4 protein-coding genes are annotated in these 5,543 nt (G+C 52.6%); all 4 read left to right on the forward strand.

Annotation, left to right across the window (positions count from 1 at the left end; translation table 11 throughout):
- Nucleotides 1-2,605, forward strand: a 2,605-nt coding sequence (locus tag DW640_RS22810; RefSeq protein ID WP_117578989.1) for a DUF4906 domain-containing protein, incomplete at its 5' end; no start/stop codon positions are given.
- A 211-nt stretch (nt 2,606-2,816) separates the two neighbouring features.
- The gene (locus DW640_RS22815) at nt 2,817-3,650 is read left to right on the forward strand and encodes an RteC domain-containing protein (RefSeq protein ID WP_008640868.1); all 834 of its coding nucleotides are present in this window, start codon (nt 2,817-2,819) and stop codon (nt 3,648-3,650) included.
- A gap of 234 nt (nt 3,651-3,884) precedes the next feature.
- Nucleotides 3,885-4,295 (forward strand): helix-turn-helix domain-containing protein, encoded by a 411-nt coding sequence (locus DW640_RS22820; protein ID WP_008640869.1) that lies wholly within the window; start codon nt 3,885-3,887, stop codon nt 4,293-4,295.
- A partial coding sequence (locus DW640_RS22825; RefSeq protein WP_147326405.1) for a toprim domain-containing protein occupies nt 4,258-5,543 on the forward strand: 1,286 nt, incomplete at its 3' end. The genes DW640_RS22820 and DW640_RS22825, both read left to right, overlap by 38 nt.

Consider the following 5,543-nt stretch of genomic DNA (forward strand, 5'->3'; position numbering starts at 1 on the left):
CACGTTCGTGCCCGGGACATGGAGAGTCGGTAATGTGCCGGCTTCGACCTTTGTCACCGAGCATGTCAAGGGCAGTGACGCCGGGGCTCCTTGGGATGCCGGCGGGATGGAGATGGATTCGTACTGGTTGTCCGAATTATTCCAGTTCGAGGGCGACGCTACTACTACTACTACGTTTTACCTTCCGGAGAACCGGAAATTGGCAAAAAAAATGATAACTCCCGCCTCTCCCGGTTACAATGCGGAGAGGAAGGGGTATGACCTGCGGCAGAAACAAGTGAAGTCTCCCGTTCCCGATGCTACGGAGAAGCCGAACGTGCAGAACGGAGCTACAGAATACGCTCCGGATCTGGCTCCCTACATCGAGTTCACGGGTGAGTTACGCCAGGATATGACAACCGGTGAAGTCTCAACGGAGCGTTTCGGGAGGGTAACCTACCGCGTTTACCTGGGATACACGGCGGAGAATGATCCGGTCAACGATTATGATATAGAACGTAACGTGCACTATACCTATAACGTGACGATCAAGGGGATGAACGACCTGGTAGTGGAGGCGATGTCCGACAAGGACCGGGAAGAGGAGCCCGCTCCCGGGGTGGAAGGCCTTGTATATGACGCTCACCGCTCCTTCAGTTTTGACTGCCATTATGAACAGGGCCTGATGCGTTTCAACAAGGACGAGCTTGCCATCTTCAGTCCGGATGGCAGTTTGAAGGACGACGCGATGATCTCCTTTGCCATACGCACCCCGTTCTGTGACAAGATAGTCTCTTACACGAGGGCGGAGCTGGAACAGTTGGAGGATAACGGATACGTTCCTTCAGGGGAGAAGAAGGCAGACACTGGTTGGCTCGCGTTCTTCATCCACCCGAGCACCCTGTCTGACAATGGAAACGAAACCATGGAATATTACTCCAACACGGGGGCGCATCTGCTTTCGCTGGAACAGTTTCTTTACCGACTTGTCAAAGAGCCCGATTATGTATTTAATGCCTCCACGGGGCTTTGCAAGGTGACGGTTTACGCCAACGAGTATTTCTACGAGCGGAACCCCATGCAGGATGGCGCCCCCGAGGACAAGAACTTGTGGAAAACCTTTGCCAACGCCCCGGATCGGACTTTCGACCTGCTGGTGAACACGTCGCATGAAATCTCCCCCGACGGGCAGTCAGGTTATCACCAGGCTGTCGTTTCCATCCGTCAGATGTCCATCAAGACGGTGTTTACGGAGGGACCCGAAGGCATGCGTGTCTGGGGGGTGGAAAACGTGAACGAGACACCGGACCTGGACTTTATGGTGAAGGCTCCGGGAGAACCGGATGCTTTTTATAATAAATATACATCCAACGGCTGGTCGAATACCTGGAAGGTGATGGCAAGGTCGGGCGACTTCAGTCAAGAGGTCATGATTGACCCGATGAGAAGAAGTAAACAAGACCAGTTATGGCAGGTCATGACGAAGGTGGACAACGCGAAGCTGACTCTCAGCAGAGACCATTATAATTTGGCAGCCAAGAATTACCACGCCGAATATGCCTGTTTCACCCCGTTTTTACGGAACCGGGATGATAACCGTGATGGCCGGATGCAGGCCGCCGAGATGAAGTGGTATATTCCTTCGGTGAGCGAGAGCGGTATGCTTATCGTGGGGGAACGGGCGTTGCCGTTACATTCCAGGCTGCACGGGCACGCCCCCTCGGACAACGCCACAGCATTTTATATGTCAAGAGCCTTTATGGCAAGTACAAACCTTTCTTTATACTCTTCCAACCCCTATATTTGTATCTTGGAGTCCCGCAGCGTGACTCCCATCGCAAACTTTGATTATTACAAGGGAGGGAACTCACCCGGGGACCGCATCCCCTACTCGGAAGTGAGGTTGATCAGGGATCTGGGGATGCTGGAGTCTGGGGAAGAAAGCTATCACATCGAGGAATTGGGCAAGGAACTGAACAAGTCTCTTGTCAATAACAGGACGAAAGAGGAATATCTGGTCTTTAGGGCAGATAACCTGCCATACAGCATGACGCGTGGAGTAAGAGCCATTTACGAGTTGCCCGCGCATGATGAGGACTCCCAGAGCAACACCATTTACAAGAACGGGTTTGAGGTGGCCAAGTATATCGCCAATAAGATAGATAAGCCCAAGGATTTGAATAATCCTGACAGGAAGCGCGAGTATTACTTACAGGATTGGAGCACGCTGATGGCGGACATCGAACAGGGAAACAGCCCGTGCGCCTATTATTACCAGGAGGCAGACAAGAGCGACCTGGGAACCTGGCGGGTGCCCAACGAGGTGGAATTGATCATCATGTGCGGGAGCCTGTTCGACTGGCATAACCCTGAGAAAAAGGAGGTTTACGAATTCGGTAATGACCTTCCTTCTCTGGGAGTAGTAGAATCTGAAGTTCTCCATTCTCGGACGGGATTTTCCAAGCGTAGCATGAACGGGGCAAGATCGTTCAGTGCCGGCTACCAGATGTATCTCCATGGTTATCTCCGATGGGTCACGACCGTGGATACCCAGTGGGCGGGTGACAATGACAGGCTTGTGAATAACAGGAAGGGATACGTGCGTTGCGTGAGGGACCTTGAATAGTCTGGTCCCGGGGATTGGGGAAGGAATTTCCCAGTTTTGCAGGTGTGACCGGAGGAAGCCGTATCATGGCTTTTCTCCGGTCTTTTCGATATGAGGAAAAGTTTTTTCATCGTAAAGGGCCGAAAGGAAAACCTGCGATCGAATCAAGCGAGGCATAAAAATAAATCGGGTAGCGTGAAGGTACTCACGTGCCCCATAATTAAGGAATAACATGATAGAAACGTACTTTAACAACTTGATGCAGGAGGTCGAACGTAAGATGGGCATTGAATCTTCCCGTATGGAGGGAGAGCAAGTGATACGGACTTGTCAGGAGATGGTTTCTTTTTTGAGGGAGCGATCCCGTGAGTTGAAGGACTATGTCCTGAACCACCCATTCTCCAACGTGGAAGAGGAAATCTGCTTTTTCAAGTATTACAAGCCTGCCCTGACGGGACGCCTGCTGTATTATTACCGGGTATACCAGATCGAGAGCGGTTGTTCATGTTGCCCGGAGATTGCCCGGATGCATTACCGCAAGGCTATGAAAGAATACCAGCGGAAACTGGAACGATACCTTCCCTTTTACCAGTATTACCGGAGCGGGGCGACTTACCGGGACCATTACTATTTCCGCCGTGCCAAAAAGGAGCTGAGCCCGGAAAGCGGAAGTTTTATGCTGGAGGAGGATTCGGTGATGTCAACCGGTTATGACTTGTTGGCCGCAAGACTGATAGCGGCGGAAATGTTACTTGGTTATCTGAACCGGAAAGTGCTGCTGGCAATGGAGGGGGCGTATGCCGTGCAGGAAAAGGAGCACCATTGGACGGACCGGAAGGCGGCTGCCGTGGAACTGATATATGGCATTTGGGCGATGGGTAGCGTGGATAACGGGAGGGTGAGCATTGTCGAGCTCGTGATGCTGTTCGAACAAATGTTCCATATTGACCTGGGAGACGTGTACCACACGTTTATCTCCATGCGTAACCGGAAGAACAGCCGGACAGCTTACCTTGATCAAATGAAGGAACGTTTGTTGAAACGAATGGACGAAACGGACGGATAACCTTTTGTAAAACAAGGAAGAGACTGGCAGGTTCATAGCAAGTTGCCAAATCACCTTTCCCGATACGCCATTTGGTGAAAATACAGTATATAGCCACCGTAGAGAGCCCGAATAAGGCTCCGCGGCGGTTTTTTTGTACCAGAAAAAAAACTTTGGCAGCTTGCTACGAACGTGAAAAGAAAAACGGTCGAACAGACTGACCTTTGTAACCGGAAACCAAATTATTAAAAGATTATGGAAATAATAGCAATCGAAAGCAAAGCGTTTGCTACCCTCGTGGAGAAGATAGAGGGGATAGCGGCATACGTGGAGGCGTCCGGAACAAAGGAGCGGGAGCAATGGCCGGTAGCGGATAAGAAGGGTACGAGGAAGGCAGGGCTATGGATGACGGGAAAGGAAGTGTGTGAACAACTTGAAATCAGTCCCCGTACTTTGCAGCGTTACCGCACGAACCGTATCATCGCTTACTCTATCTGCGGGAGGAAGATACGTTACCGCCGTACGGACGTGGAACAGTTCCATGAGCGTTGGATACGGGAAACGCCTGACAAGCTGGTGGACCGAATGATTGAAGCGTACCCTTTACACCAATGCAAAAGCAGATCATATGGTAAGAAAAGAGGAAATACTGGCAAAAACAGGTAACGGGCTGGAGGTGTTCCGTCATTATCTGCCCGTAAAATGGCGGGTGGGTCGAAATTTCCTGAATCCGCTGTACGCTGATGGCAGGGCCTCGTGTAACGTTTATTATGATCGCCACAGCGGGATGTACAGGATGAAGGACTTTGGTAACGGTGAGTATTCGGGAGACTGTTTCTTCCTTGTGGCGAAACTGAAAGGACTGGACTGCCGGAGTGCCGCTGATTTCGTGGAAGTGCTGCACACCATTGACCGGGAGTTGTGCCTGGGGTTGGATGGGGCCATCCCTTCCGGTACCAACAATCGGGAGGGAAGCTGCCGGACGACACGGCCCGTAACGGGTGCACGAGAGAAAAGTGAGGGGGAAAATACCGGGGAGAGCATTCCCGGGGATACTGTCACGGGCACGGAAGGGAAAGATTTATCCCGCGAGCGTCCTGGACCAAGCCCCTACCAAGTAGCTGAAAAGTCTTTCACAGAGAGAGAGCTCGCCTACTGGGGCATATCGGGCATCACGGTAGAGGTGCTGCACCGTTACGGGGTGGTGTCGCTCGCCGAGTACCGGAGCGAGACAAGGGAAGGCAAGACGTTCGGCTTTACTTCAACCCCGGCGGAACCGATGTTCGGCTACAGGGGGAAATGGGGCGTGAAGGTGTACCGCCCGTTATCGGAAGTGCGTTTCGTCTATGGCGGTCATACGGGCGACAACTACTGTTTCGGTCTGGAACAACTGCCCTCGAAGGGCGACCTGCTCTTCCTCACGGGTGGCGAGAAGGACGTGATGACGCTTGCGGCTCACGGTTTCCAAGCCATCTGCTTCAACTCGGAAACCTCGGTAATCCCGGCGAAGACCGTCCGGAAGCTCGTCTATCGCTTCAAGCACATCGTACTGCTGTACGACACGGACAAGACGGGGCTGGAATGCTCGGAGAAGCACCGGGTACAACTGTCGGAGTACGGTGTTAAACGGCTGGTACTACCGCTGCCGGGGACGAAATCAGAGAAAGACGTGACGGACTATTTTAAAGCCGGACACACACGGGAGGATTTGATGGGGCTGTTCCTGAAACTGCTCGACACGCTGTACGGGGACACGATGGCGGTACTGAAATCGTGTGAGATCGATTACGACTGCCCGCCGGAGCAGGCAGTCGCTATCGTGACCGCCGGGGACGTGCCGTTAGGCTCGGAAGAGAACATACTCTGCATCACGGGCGGAGAAGGGACGGGCAAGAGTAACTATACCGCCGCGTT

The organism is Bacteroides sp. AM23-12 (assembly GCF_003434395.1).
Lineage (GTDB): Bacteria > Bacteroidota > Bacteroidia > Bacteroidales > Bacteroidaceae > Bacteroides > Bacteroides thetaiotaomicron.

Excerpts from the sequence above, each read along its gene's own strand:
- DW640_RS22815 (WP_008640868.1), top strand. The coding sequence starts at position 2,817 with ATGATAGAAACGTACTTTAACAACTTGATGCAGGAGGTCGAACGTAAG.
- DW640_RS22820 (WP_008640869.1), top strand. The coding sequence starts at position 3,885 with ATGGAAATAATAGCAATCGAAAGCAAAGCGTTTGCTACCCTCGTGGAG.